This is a genomic window from Lysobacter sp. 22409 (assembly GCF_052045105.1).
GTDB classification, from domain to species: Bacteria; Pseudomonadota; Gammaproteobacteria; order Xanthomonadales; family Xanthomonadaceae; genus Lysobacter; species Lysobacter antibioticus_B.
The window spans coordinates 96,226-119,943 of the sequence record NZ_JBQEOE010000003.1; the positions used below are offsets into that span (position 1 = coordinate 96,226).

21 protein-coding genes are annotated in these 23,718 nt (G+C 67.8%); 15 read left to right on the top strand and 6 right to left on the bottom strand.

The genetic code is table 11. The features are described from left to right. Nucleotides 1-191 precede the first annotated feature (191 nt). The 8 genes from ACTJJK_RS02450 to ACTJJK_RS02485 all read left to right on the top strand — a co-directional run bounded on the left by ACTJJK_RS02450 (nucleotide 192) and on the right by ACTJJK_RS02485 (nucleotide 6,391). Complete coding sequence (locus ACTJJK_RS02450; RefSeq protein ID WP_223619359.1) at nucleotides 192-707, top strand: RNA polymerase sigma factor; 516 nt, start codon at nucleotides 192-194, stop codon at nucleotides 705-707. Nucleotides 708-868: 161 nt separating this feature from the next. After that, on the top strand, nucleotides 869-1,375 hold the full coding sequence (locus tag ACTJJK_RS02455; protein WP_223619358.1) for an HvfA family oxazolone/thioamide-modified RiPP metallophore: 507 nt from the start codon (nucleotides 869-871) through the stop codon (nucleotides 1,373-1,375). 19 nt (nucleotides 1,376-1,394) lie between these two features. Further along, the gene (locus tag ACTJJK_RS02460; protein WP_440729371.1) at nucleotides 1,395-2,267 is read left to right on the top strand and encodes an HvfB family MNIO-type RiPP peptide maturase; all 873 of its coding nucleotides are present in this window, start codon (nucleotides 1,395-1,397) and stop codon (nucleotides 2,265-2,267) included. A 14-nt stretch (nucleotides 2,268-2,281) separates the two neighbouring features. Continuing rightward, a complete protein-coding gene (locus tag ACTJJK_RS02465; RefSeq protein ID WP_440729372.1) occupies nucleotides 2,282-3,058 on the top strand; it encodes an HvfC family RiPP maturation protein in 777 nt (258 codons plus the stop codon). A 60-nt stretch (nucleotides 3,059-3,118) separates the two neighbouring features. Further along, entirely contained in the window at nucleotides 3,119-3,784 is a 666-nt protein-coding gene (locus tag ACTJJK_RS02470; protein ID WP_440729373.1) for an HvfX family Cu-binding RiPP maturation protein, read from the top strand. 131 nt (nucleotides 3,785-3,915) lie between these two features. Further along, the gene (gene rnt / locus ACTJJK_RS02475) at nucleotides 3,916-4,566 is read left to right on the top strand and encodes a ribonuclease T (RefSeq protein WP_031370463.1); all 651 of its coding nucleotides are present in this window, start codon (nucleotides 3,916-3,918) and stop codon (nucleotides 4,564-4,566) included. A 43-nt stretch (nucleotides 4,567-4,609) separates the two neighbouring features. Further along, the gene (locus ACTJJK_RS02480; protein ID WP_440729374.1) at nucleotides 4,610-5,614 is read left to right on the top strand and encodes a hypothetical protein; all 1,005 of its coding nucleotides are present in this window, start codon (nucleotides 4,610-4,612) and stop codon (nucleotides 5,612-5,614) included. A 165-nt stretch (nucleotides 5,615-5,779) separates the two neighbouring features. Beyond that, on the top strand, nucleotides 5,780-6,391 hold the full coding sequence (locus ACTJJK_RS02485) for a glycoside hydrolase family 19 protein (protein ID WP_440729375.1): 612 nt from the start codon (nucleotides 5,780-5,782) through the stop codon (nucleotides 6,389-6,391). Between the two features lie 101 nt (nucleotides 6,392-6,492). Here the strand turns inward: ACTJJK_RS02485 and sugE are convergent, their stop codons facing one another. The 3 genes from sugE to rnr form a co-directional block, all read right to left on the bottom strand. Then, entirely contained in the window at nucleotides 6,493-6,804 is a 312-nt protein-coding gene (gene sugE / locus ACTJJK_RS02490; RefSeq protein WP_031370460.1) for a quaternary ammonium compound efflux SMR transporter SugE, read from the bottom strand. A gap of 307 nt (nucleotides 6,805-7,111) precedes the next feature. Continuing rightward, nucleotides 7,112-7,867: a 23S rRNA (guanosine(2251)-2'-O)-methyltransferase RlmB gene (gene rlmB, locus ACTJJK_RS02495; RefSeq protein ID WP_031370459.1), complete on the bottom strand. Its 756-nt coding sequence runs from the start codon at nucleotides 7,865-7,867 to the stop codon at nucleotides 7,112-7,114. Between the two features lie 382 nt (nucleotides 7,868-8,249). Further along, nucleotides 8,250-10,688, bottom strand: a complete 2,439-nt coding sequence (gene rnr, locus ACTJJK_RS02500) for a ribonuclease R (RefSeq protein ID WP_031370458.1) — start codon at nucleotides 10,686-10,688, stop codon at nucleotides 8,250-8,252. 459 nt (nucleotides 10,689-11,147) lie between these two features. Here rnr and ACTJJK_RS02505 point away from each other — a divergent pair, with 459 nt between their 5' ends. After that, entirely contained in the window at nucleotides 11,148-12,524 is a 1,377-nt protein-coding gene (locus ACTJJK_RS02505; protein WP_440729376.1) for a trypsin-like serine peptidase, read from the top strand. 636 nt (nucleotides 12,525-13,160) lie between these two features. Here the strand turns inward: ACTJJK_RS02505 and ACTJJK_RS02510 are convergent. After that, nucleotides 13,161-14,087, bottom strand: coding sequence for an MBL fold metallo-hydrolase (locus tag ACTJJK_RS02510; protein ID WP_440729419.1), 927 nt, complete (start codon nucleotides 14,085-14,087; stop codon nucleotides 13,161-13,163). A gap of 252 nt (nucleotides 14,088-14,339) precedes the next feature. On the opposite strand from ACTJJK_RS02510, the gene ACTJJK_RS02515 reads away from it, so the two are divergent. The 3 genes from ACTJJK_RS02515 (at nucleotide 14,340) to ACTJJK_RS02525 (ending at nucleotide 16,885) form a co-directional block, all read left to right on the top strand. Next, nucleotides 14,340-15,233: a LysR family transcriptional regulator gene (locus ACTJJK_RS02515; protein ID WP_223619353.1), complete on the top strand. Its 894-nt coding sequence runs from the start codon at nucleotides 14,340-14,342 to the stop codon at nucleotides 15,231-15,233. 82 nt (nucleotides 15,234-15,315) lie between these two features. Beyond that, complete coding sequence (locus tag ACTJJK_RS02520; RefSeq protein ID WP_031370454.1) at nucleotides 15,316-15,939, top strand: CGNR zinc finger domain-containing protein; 624 nt, start codon at nucleotides 15,316-15,318, stop codon at nucleotides 15,937-15,939. Between the two features lie 40 nt (nucleotides 15,940-15,979). Continuing rightward, the gene (locus ACTJJK_RS02525) at nucleotides 15,980-16,885 is read left to right on the top strand and encodes a TolB family protein (protein ID WP_440729377.1); all 906 of its coding nucleotides are present in this window, start codon (nucleotides 15,980-15,982) and stop codon (nucleotides 16,883-16,885) included. Between the two features lie 75 nt (nucleotides 16,886-16,960). Here ACTJJK_RS02525 and ACTJJK_RS02530 read toward each other — a convergent pair whose 3' ends face one another. Beyond that, a complete protein-coding gene (locus ACTJJK_RS02530; protein ID WP_440729378.1) occupies nucleotides 16,961-18,787 on the bottom strand; it encodes a monovalent cation:proton antiporter-2 (CPA2) family protein in 1,827 nt (608 codons plus the stop codon). 161 nt (nucleotides 18,788-18,948) lie between these two features. Between ACTJJK_RS02530 and ACTJJK_RS02535 the strand changes: the two genes are divergently transcribed. From ACTJJK_RS02535 to ACTJJK_RS02545, 3 genes are all read left to right on the top strand, one after another. Beyond that, nucleotides 18,949-19,911, top strand: coding sequence for a tetratricopeptide repeat protein (locus ACTJJK_RS02535; RefSeq protein ID WP_440729379.1), 963 nt, complete (start codon nucleotides 18,949-18,951; stop codon nucleotides 19,909-19,911). A 29-nt stretch (nucleotides 19,912-19,940) separates the two neighbouring features. Next, on the top strand, nucleotides 19,941-21,110 hold the full coding sequence (locus tag ACTJJK_RS02540) for a polysaccharide deacetylase family protein (RefSeq protein WP_440729380.1): 1,170 nt from the start codon (nucleotides 19,941-19,943) through the stop codon (nucleotides 21,108-21,110). A 258-nt stretch (nucleotides 21,111-21,368) separates the two neighbouring features. Then, a complete protein-coding gene (locus tag ACTJJK_RS02545) occupies nucleotides 21,369-21,845 on the top strand; it encodes a hypothetical protein (RefSeq protein WP_440729381.1) in 477 nt (158 codons plus the stop codon). Nucleotides 21,846-21,975: 130 nt separating this feature from the next. Here ACTJJK_RS02545 and asnB read toward each other — a convergent pair whose 3' ends face one another. Continuing rightward, nucleotides 21,976-23,670 (bottom strand): asparagine synthase B, encoded by a 1,695-nt coding sequence (asnB, locus tag ACTJJK_RS02550; RefSeq protein WP_440729382.1) that lies wholly within the window; start codon nucleotides 23,668-23,670, stop codon nucleotides 21,976-21,978. Nucleotides 23,671-23,718 lie beyond the last annotated feature (48 nt).

Below are 23,718 nucleotides of genomic sequence, written 5' to 3' on the forward strand. Positions count from 1 at the left end.
CCACTTGCCGCCTCGTCGGCTGGCCTCCCCAGCCCTGCAAACGGTTACAGCCGTTCCAGACTGAATCCGCTCTAAACGAATCCGCCAACGGCGTCGCAATCGCGAACCGATCGGCCCCTCTCCAAACTCTTGGTACATGCCCGCAGCGCCCTGCCGCGGTGTATTTTGCGTACCTCGGAGGAGACCCGGGCATGACCTTGCTGATAGCGAACGGGGATTTGGCGGCCGCCCGATCGGGCGACCGCGCCGCGCTGGAGCGCGTGCTGACGCACTCGCGCCAGGATCTGCGCCGCTACGCCGAGTACCACTGCGTCATCAACGACATCGAGGATGCGGTCCAGGAAAGCCTGATCACCGTCTCGCGCAAGTTGCGCGACCTGCGCGTGCTCGAATGCTTCGTTTCTTGGACCTTCCGCATCGTCAAGCGCGAGTGCAACCGTCTCAAGCGCGGTCGGCGTATGCTCAGCGGCGACGTCATCACCGATGAAATCCTGCCGGTGGTCACTCCCGAGCCCTGCGAATGGCGCCACGATGTCGCCGCCGCACTCGAATCCCTGCCTGCGCACTACCGCGAAATCGTCCTGTTGCGCGACCTGGAGGGCCTGACCATCGCCGAGATCGGCGATCAGCTCGGGCTCAGCCGCGAAGCGGTGAAATCGCGCCTGCATCGGGCTCGCGTCCTGGCCCGCGAGTATCTCGCTCCGTGACGCATCCCTGCCTCGCTTCCACCCGTATCGCCAAGCCGCCCCCGGATTCGTAACCGCTCACTTCGATACCGTTGCACATCGCATCCAGACGGAACCCGGCACACTGGGCCGTTCATCCCGCCGGCGGGCCTCCCGCCGTCATCGCCACGTAGGAGTCATCCATGTCCAAGCAAATCAAGAAGCCCATCGCCCTCGCTATCGGCGCCACCCTGCTCGGCGGCCTGAGCCTGTCGGCTTCCGCGTTCGCCATGAGCGATCTCTCCCAGGGCTATCTGCTCGGCGCCCAGCAGGCTCCGCCGGCCGCCGAGAAGGCCGCCGACGCCAAGGCCGCCGCCGACACGACCAAGCACGCCGAAGGCACCTGCGGCGCCGACAAGAAGGCGAAGGAAGGCAGCTGCGGCGGCGACAAGAAGCACGCCGAAGGCAAGTGTGGCGAAGGCAAGTGCGGTGCCGACAAGAAGAAGGCCGGCGAAGGCAAGTGCGGTGAAGGCAAGTGCGGCGCCGACAAGAAGAAGGCCGGTGAGGGCAAGTGCGGCGAAGGCAAGTGCGGTGGCGACAGCAAGGCCGCCGCTGCGCCCGCTACCGGCACGGCCGCTCCTGCCGCGACCAAGGCCAAGAAGGCCGCCGAGGGCAAGTGCGGCGAAGGCAAGTGCGGCGGTTCGATCTGATCGCTGCGCATCGATGACGATGGACGGCTCGCGTCCCCTGAAACCGGATGCCGTCGGCCTCGGCCTGCGGCGGGCCCTGCTGGGCCCGCTGCAGTCCGCCGCGGCCGGTGATTTCGATTTCCTCGAATGCGCGCCGGAGAACTGGATCGGCATCGGCGGCCGCTACGGCGAAGCGCTGCGCGAGTTGAGTTCGCGCCACGCGCTGGTCTGCCACGGCTTGTCGCTGTCGCTGGGCGGCACCGAGCCGCTCGACGAAACCTTCCTGATCCGCGTCCGCCGTTTTCTCGACGAACACCGCGTCGCCTGCTACAGCGAGCACCTGAGCTATTGCAGCGACGACGGCCATCTCTACGACCTGCTGCCGATCCCGTTCACCGAGGAAGCCGTGCACCACGTCGCCGCGCGCATCCGCCGCACCCAGGACATCGTCGGCCGCCGCATCGCGGTCGAGAACGCCTCCTACTACGCCGCGCCGCACCAGGAAATGAGCGAGATCGAGTTCACCCGCGCGGTGCTCGCCGAAGCCGATTGCGAGCTGCTGCTCGACGTCAACAACATCTACGTCAATTCGATCAACCATCGCTACGACGCGCGCGAATTCCTCGCCGCGATGCCGGGCGAACGCATCGCCTACCTGCACGTCGCCGGCCATTACGACGAGGCCGAAGACCTCAAGGTCGACACCCACGGCGCCCCGGTCAAGCACGAAGTCTGGTCGCTGCTCGGCGACGCCTACCGTTTGTTCGGCGCGCGCCCGACCCTGCTCGAACGCGACTTCAATTTCCCGCCGTACGAGGAACTCGTCGGCGAGCTCGACATCGTCCGCCAGGTGCTGCGCGAAACCGCGCCGCAAACCGCCGCGCCCAGTGCGCGGGCCCAAGCCGCACGATGAGCGACGACGCAAGCATGAGCGACGCCCCTTCGCGACTGCGCGCGCAGCAGTTCGAGCTGACCCGCCACCTGCGCGACCCGGCAACCAGCCCGGCGCCCGCCGGCATCGAAGACCGCCGCCTCGGGATCTATCGCGACCTGCTGTTCAACAATATCGAAGGCCTGTTGGCGAGCAATTTCCCGGTCATCCGCAAGCTGCTCGGCGAGCGACGCTGGACCGCGCTGGTGCGCGATTTCTACCGCGACCATCGCTGCCACACCCCGCTGTTCGCCGAGATCGCCCGCGAATTCCTGCGCTACCTGCCCGAACGCGACGACGGCGATCCGCCCTTCCTGGCGGAGCTGGCGCATTACGAATGGGTCGAACTCGCGCTGCAGCTCAGCGAAGCGCAGGCACCGCAGGACGACGCCGGCATCGGCGACGCCGACCTGCTCGAACACGCGCCGCAGTTGTCGCCGCTGGCCTGGCCGCTGGCCTACGCCTGGCCGGTGCACCGCCTCGGCCCGGACCATCAGCCCGAACAGCCGCCGCCGGCCCCGACCCTGTTGCTGCTGCGCCGCGAGGCCGACGGCGAGGTGCGTTTCTCCGAGTTGAGCCCGCTCGCCTTCCGCCTGATCGAACGCATCGGCGAAGCGCCGGAACTCAGCGCGCGCGAACAATTGCAGGCGCTGGCGCAGGAAGCCGGCAGCGACGACCTCGCCGCCTTTCTCGAATCGGGCCAGGGACTGTTGCGGCAGATGCGCGCCAGCGGCGTGATCTTTTTTACCGCGGCGGCGAATCCTTCCGCCTGAGCGCCGCCTCTTTAGTGGAAAGCGCCGGCCGATCGGCGCAGGTCCCCACTGGAGCAGCTCATGGCCCGTCCCCGTATCGCAACCTGCCTCGCCCTGCGCGATCGTCTCACCGGCGTGAGCGCCTGGCTCTCGCCGCTCGGCCTGCGCCTGGTGCTGGCCTGGGAGTTCTACGAATCCGGGCGCGAAAAGCTGCACGGCGAAAACTGGTTCGGCGCGGTCATGGCGAATTTCCCGTTTCCGTTCGACCGTGTGCCCGCGGACCTGAGTTGGGGCATGGCGACCTGGTTCGAGCTGCTCGGCGGTGTGGCCCTGTTGCTCGGCCTGGGCACGCGCCTGGTCGCCGCCTCGCTGTTCGTGCTGACCGTGGTCGCCATCGCCGCCGTGCATTGGCCGCAGGACTGGATGGGCCTGTCCCAGCTCGTCCAGGGCTATGCCATCACCGATAACGGCGCCGGCAACTACAAACTGCCGTTGCTGTTCCTGGTGATGCTGTGGCCGCTGATCCTCGGCGGCGCCGGCCGCCTCAGCATCGACGCCCTGCTCGCGCGCGTGGCCGCCCTGTGCCCACCGACGCCGCGCGACGACCCGACCGGCTGGGGCCTGGTCCTGCTGCCGGTCGGCCTGGTCGTGGCGATGCTGCTGCCGGCGCCGGGCCTGGCTCTGGCCGGGCTCGGTGCGGCTCTGCTGCTGTTTGCGGCGGCCCGTTCGCGCCGCATCGAAGGGTAGGTGCGGCGTCCCACAGGGATTTCCTTCGGTCACAAGCCGCGACCGCGATATCGCAACGACGCCGCTCCTGCCCAAGGCAGGTTCTGCGTCCCCGGAACGACCGATTCGCGACAACCTGCTAGGCTTTCGCGATGATCGAAACCGGCCCCACTCCGTCCACCGCCCCCGCGGCCCCCACCCTCGCCAACCGTTTCCGTGGCTACTTGCCGGTCGTCGTCGATGTCGAAACCGGCGGCTTCGATTGGAACAAGCACGCCCTGCTCGAGATCGCGGTACAGCCGCTCGAACTCGATGCCGACGGCCGCCTGGTCCCGGGCCCGATGAGCAGCGCCCATGTCGTGCCCGCGCCCGGCACCTTGATCGACCCCAAGTCGCTCGAAGTGACCGGCATCGACATCGACCACCCGTTCCGCGACGCCAAACCCGAGCGCCAGGCCCTGGAGAGCGTGTTCGCGCCGGTGCGCGAAGCGCTCAAACGCCAAGGCTGCCAGCGCGCGATCCTGGTCGGCCACAACGCCCACTTCGATCTGAACTTCCTCAACGCCGCGGTCGCCCGCAGCGGCCACAAACGCAATCCCTTCCACCCCTTCAGCGTGTTCGACACCGTCACCCTCGCCGGCGTCGCCTACGGCCAGACCGTGCTCGCGCGCGCGCTGCAGGCCGCCGAGCTGGAATGGAACGCCCAGGACGCGCATTCGGCCGTCTACGACACCGAACGCACCGCGCAATTGTTCTGCAAGATCGTCAACGCCTGGCCGCAGCGCGGCATTGCCACGCCCTAGCGGTTCGAGCCCGAACCGCTGCGCATCGACAAGGAGTCGGCCCGTGCGCACATCACCGAACAACTCATCCCCCTACGTCTGGCTGCCCGGCCAGGGCCCCAATGCAGGCGCCTTACAGCGCCTGCGTGAACGCGCCTCTTTGCCCAAGCAAGCGATGGGCGAAGCCTGGTTCATGGGCCAGGAGCGGCGCATGTACACGGCGCTGATGCACGAAGATCCGCAACAGTGGCCGCGCAGTGAGCTGGATTCGGCGCTGTACGAACTGAGCTCGGGCCCCGCTTCGTTCGGGCCGATGCACGAATGGAGTCTGTGGTTCGCGTTCCTGTTGCCGCGTGCACTCGAACTGGTCGGGCGATTCCGAGCCGATGCCTTTATCGATCGACAACTCTGCGCGGCGCTCGTTACCGCGACGTTCGTCCACTTTCCCGACCCGGAACAGTTGCCGGCGGGCGTACGCCGCGACCTGCTCGACACGCTGGGCCGCGCGATGTTCGCGCCTTCGCACTGGAGCGCCTCCGGATTGGCTGTGAACGCGTTCTGCTCGCCGATGCAACGCCTGCCCGGCCTCCACCCCGGCGAGTCGCTTTATCCCGCCGATGCGTTCTCGGCCTCGTGCACGCTGATTGCCAAGTACCTGGAACCCGAGTGCATCGAGGGCTGGCTGGCGTCCGCACTGGCCATCGAGGATCCGTACTGGCGCGCGGGCTGGGTGGCCTGGCTCGCTGGCGCAGCGCCGATGCTGCTCGACGGCGCCTATCCGGATGCGCTGCCTTTCCATAGCGAACATCCGACTGCCTGGTCAAACAGCCATCTGCTGCAAGCGCCGTCGGCATTGGTCGTGACCGGCGCTCCCGCGGCCTCATTCCTCGGCTCAGAATCCCGTCATGCCCTGACAGCGGCATTGCGAAGGCAGTTAAACCGCGAACGGCTGCAGCGATGGGGCACGCGCCTGAGCGAGGCCGGCGCGCAACGCCCGGACTTCGAATACTTTCTCGTGCAATACCGCAACGCGGCCAGACTCGTCCTAGACCGCTACCAGTTGGACTGAACCTGCTTGCGTCGGCGATGTTGCAACCAAGCAACACGTCGAATCTGGCCGCCCGGCGCCGAACGCCGCGTTGAATGGACTGCGAGCGGCATGGCGCCGCCACGACCGGCAGGACGCGCGGCCGCTTTCGCGCGCACATGCCGTTGCGCATGCAGGGAGGACAGGATGTTCGCTTTCGACGACGAGCAGTTTCTAGACGGTTACCGCCGGCGCTTCGGGCCGCTGCGCGACGAACTCGCGCAGGCCGTGCGTTTCCTGATCGGACGCATCGAACAGGACGCCAGCTTCAACCAGAACCCGGTGCATCGCCACCAGATCGCCTATTGCCTGGCGACGTTCAAGTGGGAAACCGCGCATACCTTGCGCCCCATTGACGAGTTCGGCGACGACGCGCGTTTCGAACGCCTGTACGGGTCGGGTACGCGTATCGGCAAGATGCTCGGCAATACCCGCGCCGGCGACGGCGCGCGCTACCACGGCCGCGGTTACGTGCAACTCACCGGCCGCGCCAACTACGAGCGCGCCGGCAAGATCCTCGGCATCGATCTGATCAAGCATCCCGACGAGGCCAAGAAGCCCGAAGTCGCCTATGCGATCGCGATGGAAGGCATGAAGAAGGGCTGGTTCACCGGCAAGAAGCTCGACAACTACTTCAAGCCCGGACAGCTGCCGAACTACGAGGACGCGCGACGGATCATCAACGGCCAGGACAAGGCGCAGACGATCGCCGACATCGCACGCCGGTTCGACGAATTGCTGGTCAATTCGCTGCACTGATCGCTGTGCGGCGTGGGTGCGCGCAGCGACGTACACCGGCGCGACAGGACGTCGCGCCGGTGTACGGGCAATACTGCGGTGCGGACGCTGCGGTGCGGAACTCAGGCCAGCTTCAAGCCGACCAGGCCGGCGACGATCAACAGCACGCTGGCGACGCGCATCGTGTTGAGCGGCTCGTTGAACAACACGATGCCGAGAATGACCGTGCCGACCGCGCCGACGCCGACCCAGACCGCATAAGCGGTGCCGACCGGCAGCGACTTCATCGCCACGCCCAGCAGGCCGAGACTGATCGCCATCGCGGCGATGGTGCCGACCGACGGCCACAAACGGGTGAAACCTTCGGTGTATTTGAGGCCGATGGCCCAGCCGACTTCGAACAGGCCGGCGAAGAACAGCAGAATCCAAGGCATGACGATGCTCCCATGATGATGGGGCCGTCCCCGGATGAAGTAATGCGAACGGGGTCGTCCCCGTTCGCGAACGATTATAACGGGCCCGATTCGTCGGGGCCGGCCGCTGCGCCCGCGGGGTCAGCGGGGGGTTACAAAGCGACGAAAGCGCTGTGCTTGCGGGCTTTCCGCCCGGCCTGCGGTGCTGGCGAACTTCGCTGCGACGACGACTCGGCTCGGAAACGGCGCGACGAAATCGGGGCATCGTCGCTGAGCCTGATCGCTGCGACGCGATGGCACGTCGCAGGACTGCGCTTTCCGGACTGCATCAACCGCGCTGGCGCACCGCCTCGAACAAGGTCACGCCGGCGGCGACCGAAACGTTGAGGCTTTCGACGCCGCCCGCGGCGTCGCCGCCCGGCATCGGAATCTTGACCAGCTGATCGCAGGTATCGCGGGTGAGACGACGCAAGCCATCGGCTTCGCCGCCCAGCACCAAGGCGACGTTGCCTCGCAGATCGATCGAGTACAGCGAGGCGTCGGCCTCGCCGGCCAGGCCATAGATCCACACGCCGAGCTGCTGCAGGTCGCGCAACGCGCGCGCCAGGTTGGTCACCGGGATCACCGCCACGCTGTCGGCGGCACCGGCCGAGGTCTTGCGCACGGTCGCGTTGACCTGCACCGACTTGTCCTTCGGGATGATCACCGCGGTCACGCCGGCCGCCGCGGCGCTGCGCAGGCAGGCGCCGAGGTTGTGCGGGTCTTGCACGCCGTCGAGCACCAACACCAGCGCACGGCCTTCGGCGGCCTGGATCAGGCCTTCGAGTTCGTTTTCGTTCCAGGTTTTGGCCGCTGCATAACGCGCGACCACGCCCTGGTGGCGCAGATTGCCGACCACGCCGTCCAGCGCCTGGGTCGCGACCCGGCGCACGTCGATGTCGGCGCGGCGGGCGGCGGTCTCGATCTCGGTCAGGCGCGGGTTCTTGGCGCCGGCCTCGATGAGGACTTCACGCACGTTCTGCGCGTCGTGTTCGATCGAGGCGGAGACGGCGTTGATGCCGGCGATCCATTGTTTCTGGCTCATGGGGATTCCGTGGGGCTGGGGCGCCGCGCGGCGGCCTTGGCGGCGGCGCGGTCGGGGGCGGACGGCAATTCTAAGCTACCGGGCCCGGGGTGGCCGGCGCCGGGCCGATCCAGTGGCTCGCCGCCTGCTTGCCGGAGCCTGTTCGATGCATGGGAGGCCTCCTTTCGCCCCCTCGAGGGCATTCCCCCCTTTCCATAGGAGGCCAGGGAGGATTTCGCTTTGGCTTTGGCCTCGACGGCTTCGCCCGGCCGAAAGCAAATCCCCCGCGCTGAAGCGCGATGAGAAACGAACCAGCGCCGGGCGCTCGCCCCCTTCGTCGAAGGGGGCTATGAGCGGACGCCGTGAAAATCCGGTCCGGTCTGGAGGGCAGCCCCTCCTGCGCTCAATACTTCTGCTTGGTCCGCTTCGCCGGCTGTCCGCGCGGCGGCAACGGTTTGGCGCCGCGCTCCTCGACCAGGCGGAAGTCGATCTTGCGGTCTTCGACGCTGGCCTTGAGCACGACGATGCTGACCCGGTCGCCGAGGCGGAACTCGCGCGCGGTGCGTTCGCCCTTCAGCGTTTTGCGGATCGGGTCGAAGTGGTAGTAGTCGTGCGGCAGCTGGGTCACGTGGACCAGGCCGTTGACCTTGGATTCGTCGAGTTCGATGAACAAGCCGAAGCTGGTCACGCCGCTGATCGTGCCCTCGAACTCGCCGCCGACGTGCTGCTCCATCCACGCGGCGCGATAACGCTCGTCGACCTCGCGCTCGGCCTCGTCGGCACGGCGCTCGCGTTCGGAGCATTGCAGCGCCAGCGCGGTCATCTGCCGCGGCGAATACACGAAGGTCGCCGGCTGCGCGCCGCCGAGCGCGTGCTTGATCGCGCGATGCACCAGCAGGTCCGGATAACGGCGGATCGGCGAGGTGAAGTGGGCATAGGCCGTCAAGGCCAGGCCGAAGTGACCGACGTTCTCCGGCGCGTACACCGCCAGGCTCTGGCTGCGCAGCAACACCGATTCGATCAGGGCCGCATCGGGGCGTTCGCGGATCTTCTTCAGCAACTGGGTGAAATCGCGCGGCTCGACCTGCTTCCAGGCCGGCATGCGCAGCGCGAATTCCTTGAGGAACTCCTGCAGGTCGGCGTACTTCTGTTCCGGCGGGCGGTCGTGGATGCGGAACGGCGCCGGCACCTGCTGCGCGATCAGGAACTTCGCTGCCTCGACGTTGGCGGCGATCATGCATTCCTCGATCAGCTTGTGCGCGTCGTTGCGCTGAAGCATGCCGGCCTGCACCACTTCGCCGCTCTTGCCGAGGACGAAACGCACTTCGCTGGATTCGAACTCGATCGCGCCGCGCTTCTGCCGCGCTTTCAGCAATACCTGGAACAATTGGTGCAGGCGCTCGATATGCGGCAGCAGCGAGCCGATCTGCTCGCGCGCTTCGTTCTGCGCTTCCTCGGGGACGTCGCCGACCGCATTCCAGACCTGGGTATAGGTCAGGCGCGCATGCGAGTTCATCACCGCTTCGTAGAACTTCGACTGGGTCACTTCGCCGTCGCGGCCGATCTGCATGTCGCAGACGAAACACAGACGATCGACCTTCGGGTTGAGCGAGCAGATGCCGTTCGACAAGGTCTCCGGCAGCATCGGCACGACGAAGCCGGGGAAATACACCGAGGTCGCGCGCTTCTGCGCTTCGTCGTCGAGCGGCGTGCCGGGACGCACGTAATGCGAGACGTCGGCGATGGCGACCACAAGGCGGAAGCCGTCGCGATTGCTTTCGCAATACACCGCGTCGTCGAAGTCCTTGGCGTCCTCGCCGTCGATGGTGACCAGCGGCATCGCGCGCAGGTCGACGCGCTGCGCGGCGACGGAGGCCTCGACGGTCAGCGGTACCGCCGCGGCTTCGTCGAGGGTTTCCTGCGGGAACACATCGGGAATCTCGTGGCCGTGGATCGCCGCCTGCACCGCCAGCGAGGCGGTGAGCTTGTCGCCGAGCACCGCGAGCACGCGGCCGATCGGCGGGCGCTTCGGGTCCGGCGCCTGCAGCAGTTCGCAGACCACGAGTTGGCCGTTCTGCGCCTCCATGCGCGCGTCCGGCGGAATCTGCACGTTGCGCTGGATGCGGCGGTCGTCGGGCACGACGTAGCTGATGCCCGACTCGACGGTGAAGCGTCCGATCAGGCGGTTGATGCGGCGTTCGAGCACTTCGACGATAGCGCCTTCGCGGCGGCCGCGACGGTCGACGCCGGTGACGCTGACCAGCACGCGGTCGCCGTGCATGGCCTTGCGCATCTCGAACGGCGGCAGGAACAGGTCGTCGCCGCCGGCCTCCGGGCGCAGGAAGCCGAAGCCGTCGGGATTGGCGATCACCACGCCGGGAATCAGGTCCATCTGCGCCGCCGGGGCGAACTCGCCCTTGCGGTTCTGTATCAGCTGGCCGTCGCGCAGCATCGCGCCCAGGCGTTTGCCGAGCGCATCCACGCGGTCGGGCTCGGTCAGTTGCAGGCGCTCGGCCAGTGCTTCGGCGCGCATCGGCCCGTCGGCGGCGACCAAGGTCTGCAGGATCAATTCGCGGCTCGCGATCGGCTGCGCGTAACGCGAGGCTTCGCGGTCGGCGTAGGGATCGTGATAGGCGGGAACACGGGCCGGACCGGAAGCGGGCTTGGCGTGCGGGCCTTTGGGCGGGCCGTGCTGGAGATTCTCGGGCAGCCAGGCCGGGCGTGGCGCGGCGCTCTTGCGGCTGCGGGGGCCGGCGCTCTGGGCGGCGCCGCCAGGGGTCTTGCGGGAGGGGGTTTTGCCACCGGTCGGACCGGTCTTGTTGCTTTTCGTCTTTTTTGTCATGCCGGTATGGTCTCACATCGCCATGAACGGGGCGTCTGCCGCGCCCGGGAGGCAGCGGGCTCCCGACGTGCGGTCGCTCGCTTCCCGCCCGCTCGCAGGCCGCCGCGCGACGCAGGCAGGCCTGCGCTACGCGCCGCATGCACGAGCGTCGGGGCGGCGAAGCTCGGCTGCGGCGCGCGCCGCACGCGCCGCAACTGAACGAGAAAACCGCTGTTTTCATGTTGCTTCGCACACCGACACGGGCCCGCGTCACGTTCCGGCTAGCGTCGAGTTGCAACGCAGCGCACAAATAATCCGCGCGTTCGCAAAGCCCGCGCCTTGTACTTCAAGCGCTTCGGCAAAGCCGGAAAGACCGCACAAAACCGCATTCCGGGCAGCCGTAGGGTCCGGGCGTCCCCGCTGCGGCGGCGGACCGGCGGCACCGCCGTCCCCTCCCTATGGCACTCAAGGAATCGCACGATGATCCGCAAGAACGCGCTTTGCCTGGCGCTCGTCGCCGGGCTGTCCAGTTTCTCGATGCATGCCGCTACCGGTTCCAATACCGCCGAGATGGATTCGGCGCCGGTCACCGAAGCGCCGTCGGCCGGCGCGATGGGCGCCGCCGACTTCGCCGTCGCCGCCAAGGCTTCGACGCCGCGCTTGTTCAGCCTGGGCCGGCCGACCAGTCTGGACGTTTCGGCGCTGAAAGATCGCCGCGTCCGTCAGGACAAGAACGGCGAACCGCTCGAAATAGGTTTTGCCCGCAACATCGCCCGCAGCACGGTCGATCTGAACACCCTCGCCTGGCAGCCGCTCGCCGACGGCTCGCGCGCCGCGCGCTTCGAGGTGTCCTCCAGCGGCGCAGTCGCGTTGCGTGCCGGCCTGTCGCTGCGCGGCGCCGGCGCGGCTTCGGCGACCCTGCATTTCGCCGGCAACGACGGTCGCGTGTTCGAACAGCGCGGCGCCGATTTCGCCGGCAACGCACTGGGTTGGTCGCCGGTGGTCGCAGGCGACACCCTCGTGGTCGAAGTGGTCCTGCCCAAGGGCGTGCGCACGAAGGCGCTGAGCCTGAAGATCCCGCAGCTCTCGCACCTGGACGTCAGCCCGGTCGCGAGCGAGCGCGAGTTCCAGGCCAAGATCGGCGAAAGCGACTACTGCGAGAAGGACATCGTCTGCCGCACCAGCCCGCCGTCGGGCTTCCTCTCCGCCACCAAGTCGGTCGCGCGCATGACCTTCACCAGCGGCGGCGGCACGTATCTGTGCACCGGCACCCTGCTCAACAACAACCACTCGCCGAAAAAGCGCCTGTTCTGGACCGCGGCGCATTGCATCGGCAGCCAGACCGTCGCCAGTTCGCTGCAGACCTATTGGTTCTACAACGTCACTACCTGCAACGGTTCGACCGTCAACCCGGCCTACACCACGCTCAGCGGCGGCGCTTACCTGCGCCATGCCAACAACACCCGCGACACCGCCCTGCTCGAACTCAAGACCGCGCCGCCGTCGGGCGCGGTGTACGCGGGCTGGTCGAGTGCGGCGATCGGCGCCACCGGCACCGCGATCGAAGGCATCCACCACCCGGCCGGCGACGTCAAGAAGTACTCGCTGGGTTCGGTGACCGGCCTGTCGACCTCGATCGACGGCAAGTCGCCACTGTATCGCGTGGTCTGGAACACCGGCGTCACCGAAGGCGGTTCGTCGGGCTCGGGCCTGTTCACCGTGACCGGCACCGGCGGCTACCAGCTGCGCGGCGGCCTGTACGGCGGTTATTCCTACTGCAGCGCACCGCGCGACCCGGATTATTACTCGCGTTTCTCGGACATCTATTCAAGCGTGTCGAGCTATTTCAATCCCTGAGTGCGGTAACGATCGCGATCCGGAATTCCTGATCGCATCGCAAACAAACGGCCGCTGCGTGGGCAGCGGCCGTTTTTGTGTTCGCGAGGCGCTGCGGTTCTGGGTAGGCGCGACGTCCCACAGGGATTTCCTACGTTCTCGAGTCGCGACCGCGCAACTTCGGGTGAGGACGCGGTCGCGGCTTGCGCCGCTCCTACTCTGAAAGCCGAGCGGACGATTCGAGAACGGCGCCTGGGCTTCTGGGTAGGAGCGACGTCCCACAGGGATTTCCTACGGTCACGAGTCGCGACCGCGCAGCTTCGGGCGAGGACGTGGTCGCGGCTTGCGCCGCTCCTACCCTTAAAGCTGAGCGGACGATCCGAGAACGGCGCCTGGGCTTCTGGGTAGGAGCGACGCGAGTCGCGACCGCGCAGCTTCGGGCGAGGACGTGGTCGCGGCTTACGCCGCTCCTACCCTTAAAGCTGAGCGGACGATCCGAGAACGGCGCCTGGGCTTCTGGGTAGGAGCGACGTCCGACAGGGATTTCCTACGGTCACGAGTCGCGACCGCTCAGCTTCGGGCGAGGACGCGGTCGCGGCTTACGCCGCTCCTACCCTCAAAGCCGAAGCCGGCGCATCGCTCGGCAAGGCAACGCAATCAATGCCAAGGCATCTCGCCCTTGGCGACCTTCGCGCTGATCTCCAACGACAGGTCGCCGCCCAGGTCGGGATAGCGCTTCTTCATCGCCGCGATCAAGGCCTTCGAGTCGGCCGCCTTCGCGGCTTCTTCGTCGAAGGCGCGGATGTAGCCGGCGCTGAAACGCACCGCTTCGAGGTTCTGCGCCGCAGCTTCGGCAAAATGCCCCGGAATCACCACATCGGGCTTGAGGTCCTCGATGCTCTTGAGCGTGGCCAGCCAGGCCTGGTGCGATTGCGGGGTCTGGGTGTCGGCCATGAACAGGTGTTCGCCTGCCACCACCGGCACGCCGCCGGCGACGGTGCGGATCGACGGAATCCAGACGTAGCTGCGGTCCGGCGTAGCGCCGTCGAGACCGACGATCTGCAGCGACTGGCCCTCCAGTTCGATGCGATCGCCTTCGAGCGGCTGCGGCACCACGATGCGCTTGGGCGCGTTCGCGCCGAGCTTCGGGCCCCAGTAGGCGAACTTGCCTTCCTGGGTGCTGCGGATGTGTTCGACCGTCTGCGGCGTGGCGAGGATCTTGGCCTCGGGGAACGCGTCCTGCAGCGAGTCCAGGCCAAAATAGAAATCCGGATCGCCGTGGCTGATGTAGATCGTGGTCAGGCGCTTGCCCGAGGCCTTGACCAGATCGACCAGCTTGCGCGCGTCGGCGGCGGCGAACTGGGCGTCGATCAACACCGCATCGCGCTCGCCGCTCACCAACACCGAGCTGACTTCGAAGATGCCCTGCTTGCCCGGGTTGTAGACCTCGGTCTTGAGCGGTGCCGCGGCCGGCTCGGCCGGCGTCGCCGCAGCGGCCGGCGCTGCGCTCGGTTCGGCCGGGGTGGATTCATGGCGGCCGCAGGCGGCCAGCGCCAGGCTCAGGCAAGCCGCCGAGATGGCCAGGAACAGGCGGTGGTTGTAGACGGGGTGCTTGGACATGGAGGCTTCCTCAAGGGGAGATCTGAACGACGACGGCGACGGATTCCGGCCCGGCGGCCAGGGTGCGGCGCACCGGGCGCAGAGCGCGTGATGGCTCGGCCAGGCGGCCCAGGCCGCACCAGCACGATAGCGACAGAATAGTTGCCTGAAACAGCGCGAAAAACCGCGTATAAGTCGACTGTCTTTTGCATATTCCGAGCTAATCGAATGGACCGGATGACCGCCATCGCTGTCTTCGTCGAGATCGCCGAACGCGGCAGCCTGACCGCCGCGGCCGAGGCCCTGGACATGTCGAGGGCCATGGTCACGCGCTATCTGGCCGAGCTGGAACGCTGGCTGGGCGTGCGCGTGTTGCACCGGACCACGCGGCGGATCGGCCTGACCGGCGCCGGCGAGACCGCCCTCGCCCGCTTCCGGCAGATGCTCGAGATCGGCGACGACCTGCGCCTCGCCCTGGCCGCCGACGACACCGAACCGCACGGGCAGATCCGCATCACCGCCTCGATGTCGTTCGGCGCGAGTCATCTCGCTGCCGCGGTCGCCGACTACGTCGCGCGCCATCCGCAGACGCGCATCGACATGGTGCTGGGCGAGCGCGCGGTCAATCTGGTCGAGGAGCGCATCGACCTGGCGATCCGCATCGCGCGCGAACTCGACCCCAACCTGATCGCACGCCGGCTCAGCGTCTGCCGCTCGGTGCTGTGCGCCGCGCCGGCCTATCTGGCGCAACGCGGGCGGCCGCAACGCATCGAAGACTTGAGCGCGCACAACTGCCTGACCCATCACCACGTCGGCCGCAGCCTGTGGGAGTTCCGTCATCGCGGCGAGCCGTGCAGCGTCGCAGTCGGCGGCACCATCAGCGCCAACGAAGCCACGGTGCTGGTCGCCGCGGCCCGCGCCGGCGCCGGCATCGCGCCGCTGCCGACCTATCAGGCCCTGGAATGGGTGCGTACGGGCGAGCTCGAGATCGTCCTGCCGGACTACGAGCTGCCGCCGATGGGCATCCACGGCGTCTATGCCTCGCGTCGGCAGATGCCGGCGCTGGTGCGCAGCTTCCTGGACTTCCTGGTCGAACGCTTCGGCGACGAGCCCTATTGGGATCGCGCCTGAGCCGCTCGTCAGAACCTTTCAAATCAATATTGAAGGTTAGACGGAATCGGCCTAGTCTCGTGGCGAACCGCAAGGACCCCGCATGCGCCTCGAACACCACGCCTTCCAGCCCGCCGATCTGGTCGGCGGCGACCCCGCACTCGACCTGGTCAATACCGTCACCGCGCGCGACAGCGAGCCGCGCGATTGGCTCGACGATTACGCTGCGTTGCTGCGTTGGGCGCGGCAGACCTCGTGCTTCTCGCGCGCCGATCTCAATGCGCTCGAAGCACTGGAACGCGAAGCGCCGACCAAGGCCGCGACCGCGTTGGCGCGCTGCAAGGCCTTGCGCGAAGCCTTGTGCAACGCGCTGTACGCCCTGGCCGACGGCAAGGCGCCCGGCAGCGCCGACCTCGACGTCATCGACCAAGCCCGCCTGGCCGCATCGAAAGCCGCGCGCCTGGTGTCGCGGCGCTCGCGCCTGCAAACCGAATGGTCGCCGGAGCGCTCCGGGCTCGACCTGATCGCGCACGTGATCACCGCCTATGCCATCGAACTGCTCAAGGACGCCCGCCTCGACCGCCTGCGCGTCTGCGACGGCCACGATTGCGGCTGGGTGTTCGTCGATACCTCCAAGAACGGCCGCCGCCGCTGGTGCGACATGGCCACCTGCGGCAACGTCGCCAAGGCACGGCGCTTTCAGCAGCGCGTCCGCGACGGCGATTGAGCGCAAACCGAACCCGACCGCCCACCGCGCGAGCACAGCCATGGCCATGCACCGAGCGTCGTCCGTTTCGCCCCTGTTGGGTTCGCTCGCGCCCTGCTTGCTGTCGATCGCCGGCTGCGCCGATGCGGGCGCGCCGAACCCGACCGGCGCGGCATTGCGCTGGACGCCGCCGGCCATCGCCAGCGATCAATACGAATCCTCGCCGACCTTCTCGCCCGACGGCGGCGAGCTGTATTTCATGCGCAGCGATCGCCAGTTCGGCAACTGGCGGATCCTGCATTCGCGTTGCGGCCGCGACGGTTGGTCGACGCCGCAAGCGCCGTCGTTCGCCGCCGCGTCCGGCGCCGATGCCGATCCCTTCCTGAGCGCCGACGGCCGGCGCCTGTACTTCGTCTCGACCCGCCACGATCCCACCGGCGAGGACCTCGACATCTATTACGTCGAGCGTGGCGCCGACAGTGCCTGGGGCGCGCCGCAGCGCCTGCCCGAGCCGGTCAACTCCAAGGCCTCGGAACTGCTGCCGCGTGCGACTGCCGACGGCCGGCTGTACTTCGGCTCCAGCCGCGACGGCGGGCACGGCAAGAACGACCTCTACCTGGCCACGACGCAGGCCGACGGCAGTTGGCGCGTGCACAACCTCGGCGCGCCGCTGAGCACGGCCGCCGACGAGTACGAAGCCGACGTCGCCCGCGACGGCCGCAGCCTGGTCGCGGTGATCGATCGCGGCGACCGCTCGCATCTGTACCGGTTCGAGCGAGGCGAAGACGGCTGGCGCGAAAGCGGCCGTATTCCAGCCCGCACCGACGCATTCCAGGTCGGCCCCTTGCTATCGCCGCGCGGCGACCGGCTGTTGTTCGCGCAGGCCGATGGCGAGCGCTCGGGCGAGTTGTTCCTGATCGATCTCGTCGCCAAGCCCGACCTGAGTTGGCCCCCGCGGTGTCCGTGAGCGGTTGGAGCTAGCTCTTAAGTTACTGGGAACTAGGAATTAGTTAAGAGGCGAGAAGTGAGATCAGCAGGACGCTTACGCACTGCTGACACTGTCCTCGCCGGCCGGTTCGACCGGCTTGGCTCCGACGCGCGGCTTGGGCGTGACCAGCGGGGTCTGCTGCATGTTGCCGTACAGCAACGACACGCCGGCACGGACGCCGCCGACCAGTTCCAGCTCGAAGCGCTCGGCGTCGCGATGGCGGATTTCGGCGACGACCTCGGCGGCTTCGTCCTGCGGCACGCCGAGTTCGACCAGGGCCGCTTCGCCGAAGCGCATCGCCGACTCGAAGGTCTCGCGCACCTGCAGATCGACGCCGGCATGCACCAGCTCCAATGCGTGTTCGCGGTCGAAGCTGCGCGCCAGCAGCCGCGCCTGCGGGAATTCGTGACGGATCAATTGGGCAGTGACCGTAGCCGCGGCGCGGTCGTCGATGCAGATCGCGATCAACTGGGCGGTGTCCGCGCCCGAGGCGTGCAGCACGTCGAGGCGGGTGCCGTCGCCGTAATACACTTTGAAACCGAAAGTCTGCGCACTTTGGATCATCTCCACGTCGGTATCGATGATCGACACCTCGACGCCGCGCGCGAGCAAGGATTGGCAGACCACCTGGCCGAAGCGGCCGAAGCCGATCAACAACACGCTGCCGCCCAGACCGTTGGGCTCGTCGATGCCTTCCAGCGACAGCGCGGTCTTCGGCGCCAGCCGGCGCAAGGCGATGATGGCGATCGGCGTCAGCGCCATCGACAGCACCACGATCGCGGTCAGGTTGGCGCCGACGGTGGCGTCGATCAGGCCGGCGCTGGCGGCGGCGGAGAACAGCACGAAGGCGAATTCGCCGCCCTGCGCCATCAGCACCGCGCGGTCCAGGGCTTCGGTGTGGCAGGCCTTGAGCAGCCGCGCGACGATGTAGATGCACGCCGCCTTGACGATCATCAGCGCGACCACGCCGCCGACGATCAGCGGCCAGTTCGCCGCGACCACGATCAGGTCCAGCGACATGCCGACGCTGAGGAAGAACAGGCCCAGCAGGATGCCGCGGAAAGGCTCGACATCGGCTTCGAGCTGGTGGCGGAAGGTCGATTCCGACAACAGTACGCCGGCCAGGAACGCGCCCATCGCCATCGACAGGCCGCCGACCTGCATCAGCAGCGCCGCGCCCAGCACGACCAACAAGGCCGCCGCGGTCATGACCTCGCGCGCCTTGGCCGCGGCGAGCACGCGGAACAGCGGGTTCAACAACCAGATGCCGGCCGCCAGCAGGGCCGCCAGCGAGGCCAGGGCGATGCCGATGTCGAGCCAGCGCGAACGCGCGGCGCCGTCGGCGGCCAGATCGGCCGGCGCCATCAAGGCTACCAGGGCCAGCAAGGGCACGATCAGCAGGTCTTCGAACAACAGGATCGAGACGATGCGCTGCCCGCGCGGCAAGGCCAGGTCGCCGCGTTCGCCGAGGATCTGCATCACGATCGCGGTCGATGTCAGCACGAAGCCCATCGCGCCGATGAAGGCGACCACCGGCGGGAAGCCGAACAACAGGCCGACCCCGGTCATCGCCGCCGAACACAGCAGGATCTGCGCGGTGCCCAGGCCGAAGATCTCGCGGCGCAGGCTCCACAGATGCGAAGGCCGCATCTCCAGGCCGATCAGGAACAGGAACATGACCACGCCGAGTTCGGCGACGTGCAGGATCGCCTGCGAGTCGGCGAAGAAGCCGAGCCCGAACGGACCGATCGCGAGGCCCGCGGCCAGATAGCCGAGCACCGAGCCCAGGCCGATGCGCTTGAAGATCGGCACCGCGATCACGCCCGCTGCCAGCAGCACCACCACCTTGACCAATTCGCTGCCCTGCGCTTCGGCTGCCATCGCGCGTCTCCCCTTCTCGACTCACTTCGTATTCGGATGCACGGCCGCCGCTTCGGGCCGGCTTGGGCACAGCCTAGCAGGCGCGCCGCGCGTGGCTTGCGGGCAGGCGCCCGCGGCGTTGCTATGATCGCGCCTCGCAACTCCCCTCTAAGGACCGGACCATGCTTCGCCGTGCGGCTGCGCTCGCCCTAGTTCTTTGCTGCAGCATGCTCTGCGGCGGCACGGCCCAGGCATTGAGCCCGGGTACGGGTACGGGCACGACCAATCTCGACGGCCTACGCATCGTGTTGAGCTGGAACGCGGCCGAGGCCGACCTCGACTCGCACCTCAGCTATCCGGACCATCACGTCTATTTCGAGCGCAAGACCAGCGACGGCGCGCGCCTGGACGTAGACGACGGCGCCCGCAAGAGTCCGGAAACCATGACCCTGCTGCGCAAGCAGGCCGGTTACGGCTACACCTATGCGGTGCACGATTTCGGCAACCGCAGCCGCCCCGAGGCCAGCGCGCTCTCGCGCAGCGGCGCCCGGGTCTCGCTGTATCTGGGCGAGCAATTGCTGCGCAGCTACGCAGTGCCGCAGAACCGTCCCGGCAACCTGTGGCGGGTGTTCCGCATCGACGGCGAAGGCCGCTTCCAGGACATCGACCGGATCGATGCCAGCACCGCGCAGGCCGAACGCATAGACACCGAACTCGACCGGCTCGACGGCGCCGCCGACGATGCCGGCGGCGACGAGATCGAGGCCGGTCTGGCCGGCCCGGCCGCCCATGCAAACCAGCGCGGCGAAGCGGCGTACCGCGCGGGCAATCTCGAAGGCGCAGTCGCGCTGTACCAGCAGTCGATCGAGCTCGACCCCGATTACGCCCTGGCCTACAGCAATCTGGGCCTGGCCTACGTCAAACTCGGCCGCAGCGCCGAGGCGATCTGGGCCTCGCGCAAGGCCATCGCCCTCGCCTGCGGCGCCAACACCACCACGATCCGTGCCGGCGCCTACTACAATATCGGCAAACTGTTCGAGGAAGCCGGCCGCTACGACGAAGCCATGTCGAACTATCTCTCGGCCAAGCGCGAGCAGGCCCACCCGACCTACGACAAGGCGATCGAACGGGTGCGCGGGCTTTGATGCGCTCCCTCGCCACCACGAGCCAGCCGATGAAGTCCCCGCTTAAATCGCCGCTTCGATCACTATTGGTCTGGATCTTATTGGCTTGGAGCGCGCTGTGTATCGCACCGATGGCCCAGGCGGCCGGACCGTCCGCGGTCGCCAGCGCCGATCGCGCCACCTGGCCGCAGGCCTTGAACACACCAGCCGCGTTCGACCGCGCCTCGCGCGCCGAGATCCTCGCCTTCGCCCATGAGCTGGCGGCCAGCGAAACTCTCGACGAGGCCGCCCTGCTCGCCCGCCTCAAGCTCAAGCAGATCGATCGCGCCTCGCTCGACAAGATCCGTGCGCGCTTCTGGCAGCGGCTGAGCGCGAACTATCGGCTGGCCTCGCGCTCGTGCACGCCGCGCGAAGCGTTCTGTGCCGCAGCCGACGACGCCGCGGCCTTGCGCCGCCTCGCCGAGGCCTTCGACGCCGCGCCCGACCGCAGCTACGCGGCATGGCGCGCCGATGCCGCGCGCTTCCATCGCATCTACCTCGACGAGACCCTGCGCCTGGCGGCCTTGTTTCCGCGGGTCAGCAGCGAGATCGACACCTATTCCGCGGCCGAACTCGACGGCAACGAGTTGCGCGACCGCCAGTTCCTGCTGAGCTTCGACGACGGCCCGACCGCGGCCGGCGGCAACACCGACCGTCTGTTGGCGACCTTGCGCCAAGCCGGGCTCGAAGCGACCTTCTTCGTCGTCGGCGAATCGCTGCAACGGCGGCTGGGCGCCGCCCCGGCGCGACCGACCGATCTGTACGCCGGCATGTGCGTCGCCTCGCACGGCTGGGAACACCAGTCGCATGCGCGTTGGCCGCAGTGGCAGGACTCGGTGATCCGCAGCGATGCCTTGGTGCGGACCGCGGCCGGCTCGGCCTACGTGCCGCTGTTCCGGCCGCCGTACGGCCAGCGCCGCGCCGACAGCGGGCCATTCTTCGCCCAGCAAGGCCTGCGCGTGGCCTTGTGGAGCATCGACTCGCAGGACTGGAACGCCAAGGTCTCGGCCATGGAGGTGCAAGGCCGCTTGCTCAGCCTGATGCTGCTGTGGCGCCACGGCACGATCCTGTTCCACGACGTCCACGACAAGGCGCGCATCGCTCTGCCCGGGCTGCTGCAACAGACCCGCGGCGCCGGCCTGCATTGGCTCGACTGCAAGGACTATCCGGGCCGCGGCTGAGTCCGGCGCGCGCTTCGTCCGCGCCCGACGGGGTTTCGTCGGGCCGTGGCGGCCTTCGTCGCAAATCCGTCCACGCCCGGTTAACGCCGCAAACCGCCTGTGCCACATTCTCGCCCCGGCGCCGCCCGTCGCGGCGCCGTCCGCACAGTCTCGGCCTGCGCGCGGCGCATGTTCTCGGGGAACATGTTCCCGGAGAACAGGTCCGTGCAGAGCCGGCTGGCGGGCTCTTACTCAACGTCATCCAAGGAAGATTCGACAATGTTCAAGACTCATCGGATTCCGGCGCTCGCCGCCGGCATGCTCTCGCTCGTCCTGCCTTTGGCCGCGCTCGCGTCCGACCCGCCGAGCATCTCGGAAAACCAGTCCGCCTGCGCCGGCAAATACTCGGCCAAGCTCAAGCTGGTGTTCGACCACAGCGGCAGCGCCGCCAGCGCGCACGCCGAAGCCAGCCTGGTGCGTAATCCCTTCGCCCACGGCTCGGTGCCCTATCCGAACTATTTCGTCGCCCAGAGCGTGGTGATGAGCCGCAATTCGGCCAACCCCAACTGGGTCAGCGACGTGCAGGACACCGAGATCACCGGCGCTTACTCCACCACGCCGGTGACCAGCGGCACCACCGTGTTCAAGGCCCCGGGCTGTGAACTGGTCGCGGCCGCGACGGTCAACGTGCAATGCCCGAACGGCACCTGGGAATACAAAAACCTCGAACGCCGTTGGCCGGGTTGCGGGCAGTAACACAGGCGCGGCCAATGTGATCGCCATTGCGATCGGCAGAGACAGCGATCGCATCCATCCGAGTCGATGAAATCTTATCGGGNCCCGATAAGAGGTGTTCGGCACAATCTTGACGCCCAACCGGCTCCGCTTACACCAACGCCGCCTGATGCACGCCGGCCACCGCGCGACCCGACGGATCGGCCGCGTTCGCGAACGAAGCGTCCCAGGCGATCGCCGCCGGCGACGAACAGGCGATCGACTTGCCGCCCGGCACGGTCTCGGCGCAAGCCGCGCCCGGGAAATGGCGCTCGAACAGGCCGCGATAGAAATACGCCTCCTTGGTCTGCGGGGTGTTGATCGGGAAACGCCCCACCGCCGTGGCCATGTCGCGGTCGCTGACCTGCGCTTCGGCGTGGGCCTTGAGGCCGTCGATCCAACCGTAGCCGACGCCGTCGCTGAACTGCTCCTTCTGCCGCCACAGGATCGAATCGGGCAGATAACCCTCGAAGGCCTCGCGCAGCACCGCCTTCTCGATGCCGCGCTTGCCGCCCGCGGCCTTGTCGACCATCTTCGCCTGCGCGTCCATGCGCATCGCCACGTCGAGGAACTCGACGTCGAGGAAGGGCACGCGCGGCTCCACGCCCCAGGCCATCATCGACTTGTTCGCACGCAGGCAATCGAAGCTGTGCAGCGCATCGAGTTTGCGCACCAATTCCTCGTGGAATTCGCGCGCGTTCGGCGCCTTGTGGAAGTACAGATAGCCGCCGAAGATTTCGTCCGAACCTTCGCCCGACAGCACCATCTTCACGCCCATCGCCTTGATCCGGCGCGCCAGCAGGAACATCGGCGTCGACGCGCGAATCGTGGTCACGTCATAGGTCTCGATGTGCTGGATCACATCGGGCAACACGTCGAGGCCTTCCTCGAAGGTGTAGGTGAAGCCGTGATGCACGGTGCCCAGCGCCTGCGCGGCGATCTCGGCCGCGGCCAGGTCGGGCGAGCCCTCCAGGCCGATCGCGAACGAATGCAGGCGCGGCCACCAGGCCTCGGCCTGATCGTCCTCCTCGACACGGCGGCGGGCGAAACGCGCCGCGCAGGCCGCAACCAGCGACGAGTCCAATCCGCCCGAGAGCAGCACGCCGTAGGGCACGTCGCTCATCATCTGCCGGTGCACGGCGCGCTCGAAGGCCTCGCGCAGTTCCTGCTTGGACACTTCGACGCCTTGGGTGGCGTCGTAGTCGCGCCACGGCCGCTGGTAGTACTTCACCGGCGCACCGACCTCGCTGTCGTAGTAGTGCCCGGCCGGGAACGGGCTGACGTCGTCGCACAAGCGCGCTAGCGCCTTCATCTCCGAAGCCACCCACAAGCGGCCGTCTGCATCGTGGCCCCAGTACAGCGGGCATACGCCGATAGGATCGCGCGCGATCACGTAGCGGCCGCGCGCCGCATCCCACAAGGCGAAGGCGAAGATGCCGTTGAGGCGGTTGAGCAGGTCGCCGAGGTCGCCGCCTTCGCGGTACAGGGCGTTGATGACTTCGCAGTCGGACTTGGTCTGGAACTCGTAGGGCTGGACGAGTTGCTGTTCGAGTTCGCGGTGGTTGTAGATCTCGCCGTTGACCGCCAGCGCGAGTTCGCCGTCGCTGGAACGCAGCGGCTGCGAGCCGCCGGTCGGGTCGACGATGGCGAGCCGCTCATGCACCAGGATCGCGCGCGGCTCGACGCTGACGCCGGACCAGTCGGGGCCGCGATGGCGCTGGCGCGCGGACAGGGACAGGGCCAGCGGCCGCAGCGGGCGCAGGTCGGCGCCGGAGCGCAGGTCGAACAGACCGAGGATCGAGCACATCTGAGCATCTCCTGGAGGGTTTGCAGCGGTTCGGGACGGAAGGGGCGG

Excerpts from the sequence above, each read along its gene's own strand:
- ACTJJK_RS02450 (WP_223619359.1), top strand. The coding sequence starts at position 192 with ATGACCTTGCTGATAGCGAACGGGGATTTGGCGGCCGCCCGATCGGGC.
- ACTJJK_RS02455 (WP_223619358.1), top strand. The coding sequence starts at position 869 with ATGTCCAAGCAAATCAAGAAGCCCATCGCCCTCGCTATCGGCGCCACC.
- ACTJJK_RS02460 (WP_440729371.1), top strand. The coding sequence starts at position 1,395 with ATGGACGGCTCGCGTCCCCTGAAACCGGATGCCGTCGGCCTCGGCCTG.
- ACTJJK_RS02465 (WP_440729372.1), top strand. The coding sequence starts at position 2,282 with ATGAGCGACGCCCCTTCGCGACTGCGCGCGCAGCAGTTCGAGCTGACC.
- ACTJJK_RS02470 (WP_440729373.1), top strand. The coding sequence starts at position 3,119 with ATGGCCCGTCCCCGTATCGCAACCTGCCTCGCCCTGCGCGATCGTCTC.
- rnt (WP_031370463.1), top strand. The coding sequence starts at position 3,916 with ATGATCGAAACCGGCCCCACTCCGTCCACCGCCCCCGCGGCCCCCACC.
- ACTJJK_RS02485 (WP_440729375.1), top strand. The coding sequence starts at position 5,780 with ATGTTCGCTTTCGACGACGAGCAGTTTCTAGACGGTTACCGCCGGCGC.
- sugE (WP_031370460.1), bottom strand. The coding sequence starts at position 6,804 with ATGCCTTGGATTCTGCTGTTCTTCGCCGGCCTGTTCGAAGTCGGCTGG.
- rlmB (WP_031370459.1), bottom strand. The coding sequence starts at position 7,867 with ATGAGCCAGAAACAATGGATCGCCGGCATCAACGCCGTCTCCGCCTCG.
- rnr (WP_031370458.1), bottom strand. The coding sequence starts at position 10,688 with ATGACAAAAAAGACGAAAAGCAACAAGACCGGTCCGACCGGTGGCAAA.
- ACTJJK_RS02505 (WP_440729376.1), top strand. The coding sequence starts at position 11,148 with ATGATCCGCAAGAACGCGCTTTGCCTGGCGCTCGTCGCCGGGCTGTCC.
- ACTJJK_RS02515 (WP_223619353.1), top strand. The coding sequence starts at position 14,340 with ATGACCGCCATCGCTGTCTTCGTCGAGATCGCCGAACGCGGCAGCCTG.
- ACTJJK_RS02520 (WP_031370454.1), top strand. The coding sequence starts at position 15,316 with ATGCGCCTCGAACACCACGCCTTCCAGCCCGCCGATCTGGTCGGCGGC.
- ACTJJK_RS02525 (WP_440729377.1), top strand. The coding sequence starts at position 15,980 with ATGGCCATGCACCGAGCGTCGTCCGTTTCGCCCCTGTTGGGTTCGCTC.
- ACTJJK_RS02530 (WP_440729378.1), bottom strand. The coding sequence starts at position 18,787 with ATGGCAGCCGAAGCGCAGGGCAGCGAATTGGTCAAGGTGGTGGTGCTG.
- ACTJJK_RS02535 (WP_440729379.1), top strand. The coding sequence starts at position 18,949 with ATGCTTCGCCGTGCGGCTGCGCTCGCCCTAGTTCTTTGCTGCAGCATG.
- ACTJJK_RS02540 (WP_440729380.1), top strand. The coding sequence starts at position 19,941 with ATGAAGTCCCCGCTTAAATCGCCGCTTCGATCACTATTGGTCTGGATC.
- ACTJJK_RS02545 (WP_440729381.1), top strand. The coding sequence starts at position 21,369 with ATGTTCAAGACTCATCGGATTCCGGCGCTCGCCGCCGGCATGCTCTCG.
- asnB (WP_440729382.1), bottom strand. The coding sequence starts at position 23,670 with ATGTGCTCGATCCTCGGTCTGTTCGACCTGCGCTCCGGCGCCGACCTG.